This is a genomic window from Variovorax sp. OK212 (assembly GCF_900112425.1).
Lineage (GTDB): Bacteria > Pseudomonadota > Gammaproteobacteria > Burkholderiales > Burkholderiaceae_C > Variovorax.
The window spans coordinates 1-3,962 of record NZ_FOLP01000053.1 but is presented as its reverse complement, the minus strand read 5'-3'; the positions used below and the strand labels follow the sequence as shown (position 1 = coordinate 3,962).

At 72.1% G+C, this 3,962-nt stretch carries 3 protein-coding genes; all 3 read left to right on the top strand.

The window, feature by feature from the left end; genetic code table 11:
- The first annotated feature begins 17 nt into the window (after positions 1 to 17).
- Positions 18 to 932 (top strand): LysR substrate-binding domain-containing protein, encoded by a 915-nt coding sequence (locus BM004_RS40415; RefSeq protein ID WP_093222586.1) that lies wholly within the window; start codon positions 18 to 20, stop codon positions 930 to 932.
- Positions 933 to 1,011: 79 nt separating this feature from the next.
- Positions 1,012 to 3,036 (top strand): aconitase family protein, encoded by a 2,025-nt coding sequence (locus BM004_RS40410; protein WP_093222584.1) that lies wholly within the window; start codon positions 1,012 to 1,014, stop codon positions 3,034 to 3,036.
- Positions 3,037 to 3,090: 54 nt separating this feature from the next.
- Positions 3,091 to 3,962, top strand: an 872-nt coding sequence (locus tag BM004_RS40405; RefSeq protein ID WP_093334597.1) for a Bug family tripartite tricarboxylate transporter substrate binding protein, incomplete at its 3' end; no start/stop codon positions are given.

Here is a 3,962-nt window from a genome sequence, read left to right as displayed (position 1 = left end):
CGTACCACTGTGACAAACTGGGCGCCCCTCCCGGAGCGCCCACGTTGACCCGCCGCATCGATCCCTACAGTGTCCGCCTGTTCGTCGCCGCCGCACGCGCGGGCTCGATCGTTCGCGCGGCCGAGCAGGAGCACATTGCGGCCTCGGCGCTGAGCCGCCGCCTGGCGGACCTCGAACATGCCTTCGGCACGCCGCTGCTGGTGCGCTCCCCGCGCGGCATCAGCCTCACGGAGGCCGGCCGGCTGGTGCTGGCGCGCGGCGAAAGAATCGACGAAGACCTGCGCGCGCTGGTGCGCGAGGTGCAGACCGAAGGCGACGAGGTGCGCGGCACGGTGCGCCTGTACGCCAACATGTCGGCGGTGATCGGCTTCCTGCCCGAGCGGCTGCAGCGCTTCATGGCGGCGCATCCGCGGGTGACGATCTCGCTGCACGAGGAAGACACGCGCGACGTGGTGCGCGCCTGCCTGGACGACCGCGCGGACATCGGCGTGGGTGTCGACGTGCCGGTGCCCGCCGGCCTCGACGCCTGGTTTTTCGCGAGTGACCCGTTGCACGTGGTGCTGCCGGCCGGCCATGCGCTGGCGGCGCATGAGGCGCTGGGCTTTGCGCAGGTGTTGCAGCATCCGCTGATCGGCGTGCACGCGGGCGGCGCGCTCGACCGCTCGCTGCAGGAACGCGCCGATGCATTGGGCATGCGCTTCGCGCCGAAGGTGTCGGTCAGCAGCTTCGATGCGGTGTGCCGCATGGTCGAGGCCGGGCTCGGCATCGCGGTGATCCCGCAAAGCGCGGCCATGGCCTATGCGGGCAATGCACGCTTCGAGCGCCGCGCGCTCGACGAGCCCTGGGCCGCGCGCAAGCTGCACCTCTATGCCTTGCACCGCACGCCGCAGCCGCGCGCGGTGCAGGCGCTGCTGGACGGCCTGCGCGGGTAATTCCCGATCTCGCGGTTTGCGAGACCCCCTGTGCCGGGTTGGCGCTTGATGGCCCGAGGGGCGCCGGTGACGATGGGCCATGCCAGCCGATCAAACATCGCCAGCCCCGGCCCCGGTCGACACCACCGATGCCGCCGCCGAAACCATCGCGTTCGCCCCGCGCATCCTCTTCCTGAGCCAGTCGCCCGGCGTTGTCGAACGCGTGCTGCGCGGCGAGACGGCGACGCTTGCGCAGGCCCTGCCGCTGCGCGACGACGTGTCCACCGACGAGATCACGCCGATCGCCATCATCACGCACTTCGACGAGCAGCTCGGCCGCTACCCCTACACGGGCTTTCGCGCCGGAGATGCCTCGCCCATCGGCGTGGACGCGGTGCGCCGCGCGGGCATCGAGGTGGTGGTGGCGGGCAAGCGCTACGGCAAGGGCTCGTCGCGCGAGCACAGCCCGGCGGCCGAGAAGCTGGCCGGCGTGCGGCTGGTGATTGCCGAGAGCTTCGAGCGCATCTACCGGCAGAACGCGGACAACATCGGGCTGTTCACCTCCACCGACATGGGTCTGGTGGACCGCATTGCCGCGGGAGAGGCGATCGCGATCGACGCGCTGGTGGCCGGGCGCGACGCGCTGGCTGCCGCCATCCTGACAAGCGGCGGGCTGCTGCGCTTCGGCCAGCGCTTCATGCGCCGCATCGACGGCGCACCGCAGCGCGGCGACGACCGGCCGCGCACGCTGTTCGAGAAGATCGTCGCGCGCCACGCGCTGCGCACCGAGCTGACGGCCGCGCACCCGAGCCCCGGCGACGGCGCCTTCGTGCGCGCCGACTGGCGCTTCATTCACGAGTACTACACCGGCATGGCCGCGCACATGCTGCACGCCGCCTTCGGCAAGCCGCTGGCGCTGCACGAACCCGGTTCGGTGATCGTGTTCGAGGACCACACCTCCTACGTGGAGGAGAGCCCCGCGCACGTGCGCCACGGGTTGGTGCCGAACGTGCGCCGCATGGTCGAGGCGCAGCGCGCGTTCGCCGACGCCTACGGCCTGCGCTCGCACCGCACGCTGACCGAGGCCGAGGCGGCGCACGACGACGGCCGCAACGCCGCGGGCATCTCGCACGCGATGGTGGCCGAGCACTACGCGCTGCCGGGCCAGCTGGTGGTGGGCACCGACTCGCACACGCCGCACAGCGGCGCGCTGGGCTGCGTGGCCTTCGGCGTGGGCACGACCGACATGGCCAACGCCTTCGTCACCGGCGCGGTGCGCCTGACGGTGCCGCAGTCGCTGCGCATCGTGCTCGGCGGCCGGCTCGCGCCGGGCGTGACCGCCAAGGACGTGCTGCTGCACCTGCTGGCACTGCCCTTCATCCGCGAAGGCGGCGGCGTGGGCAAGGTGTTCGAGTTCACGGGCGAGGCCGTGGCCGGCCTGTCGACCGACGAGCGCGCCACGCTCACCAACATGACGGCCGAACTCGGTGGCTTCACCGGCCTGGTGGCGCCCGATGCCGAGACGGTGCGCTTCCTGCGGGAGCGCCGCAATGTCGACTTCACGCCGGCGCCATGGATGCGCAGCGACGAAGGGGCGGCCTATGCGCACACGCTGCACGTCGACTGCGCCGCGGTGCCGCCGATGGTGGCGCTGCCGGGCGATCCGGGCAACGGGCTGCCGCTGACGGACGTGGCCGAGCGGCCGGCGCGCATCGACATGGCCTACGGCGGCTCGTGCACCGCGGGCAAGCGCGAGGACTTCGCGCACTACCACCGCGTGCTTCGCTGGGCCGCCGACCGCGGGCTGCGCGTGGCGCCGGGCGTGTCGCTGTACCTGCAGTTCGGCACCACCGCCGTGCGCGACCACTGCGTGGCGGCGGGCTACATGGACGCCTTCGAGCGCGTGGGCGCGCGCATCCTGCAGCCGTCCTGCGGCGCGTGCGGCAACTGCGGCCCCGGCGGCTCGGTCCATGCCGGCCAGGTGACGGTGAGCGCCATCAACCGCAACTTTCCCGGCCGCGGCGGTCCCGGCCAGGTGTGGCTCGCGAGCCCGCCGACCGTGGCGGCCAGCGCCATCGCGGGCGCGCTGGTGTCGTTCGAGGAGCTGCAGCAGCGGCACGCCTGAGAGCCCCGGAGACAGACAGACAGACAGACAGACAGACAAAAAGGAGACAACGCGATGAACCGTTCTTTCAACCTGCGCCGGCAGCTGCTGGCATCGATGGCCGGCGCCGCCCTGCTCACGGCGCCGTGGGTGGCTGCGGCCCAACCCGCCGCCTCGGACAAGCCGATCCGCATGGTGGTGCCGCTGGCGGCCGGCTCCACGGTCGACGCCGTGGCGCGCGCGATCGCACCGGCGTTCGGGCGCGCCACCGGCCACCCGGTGGTGGTCGAGAACCTGGTGGGCGCAGGCGGCATCCCGGGCACCACGCAGGTGGTGAAGGCGCCGAAGGACGGGCTCACGCTGGGCATGATCTCTTCGAACCACGTGATCAACCCCGGCATCTACAAGACGATTCCCTACGACAGCCTGAAGGACATCACGCCCATCGCGGTGCTGGCCACCGTGCCGCTGGTGCTGGTGGTGAACCCGGCCTTGCCGGTGAAGAACGTGGCCGAGCTGGTCGCGCATGCCAAGGCCCACCCCGACGCGCTGAACTACGGCTCGGCCGGCAACGGCAGCACGCTGCACCTGGCGGGCGAGCTGCTGGTGAGCGAGACCGGCATCCGCATGAAGCACGTGCCCTACCGCGGCACCGGGCCGCTGATCACCGACATGATCGGCGGGCAGGTGCAGCTGGGGTTCGTGTCGATCTCGCAGGTGGCGCCGCAGGTCAAGGCCGGCACGTTGCGCGCGCTGGCGGTGAGCACCGGCACGCGTTCGGCCGCGCTGCCCGACGTGCCGACGCTGGCCGAGGCCGGCGTGCCGGGCTACAGCTTCGATGCGTGGATTGCACTGGTCGGGCCGGCGGGCCTGCCCAGCCCGATGGTGGAGAGCTACCACGCCGCCATCAAGGCCGCGATGGCTTCGCCCGAGGCGAAGACCGCCAT

Excerpts from the sequence above, each read along its gene's own strand:
- BM004_RS40410 (WP_093222584.1), top strand. The coding sequence starts at position 1,012 with ATGCCAGCCGATCAAACATCGCCAGCCCCGGCCCCGGTCGACACCACC.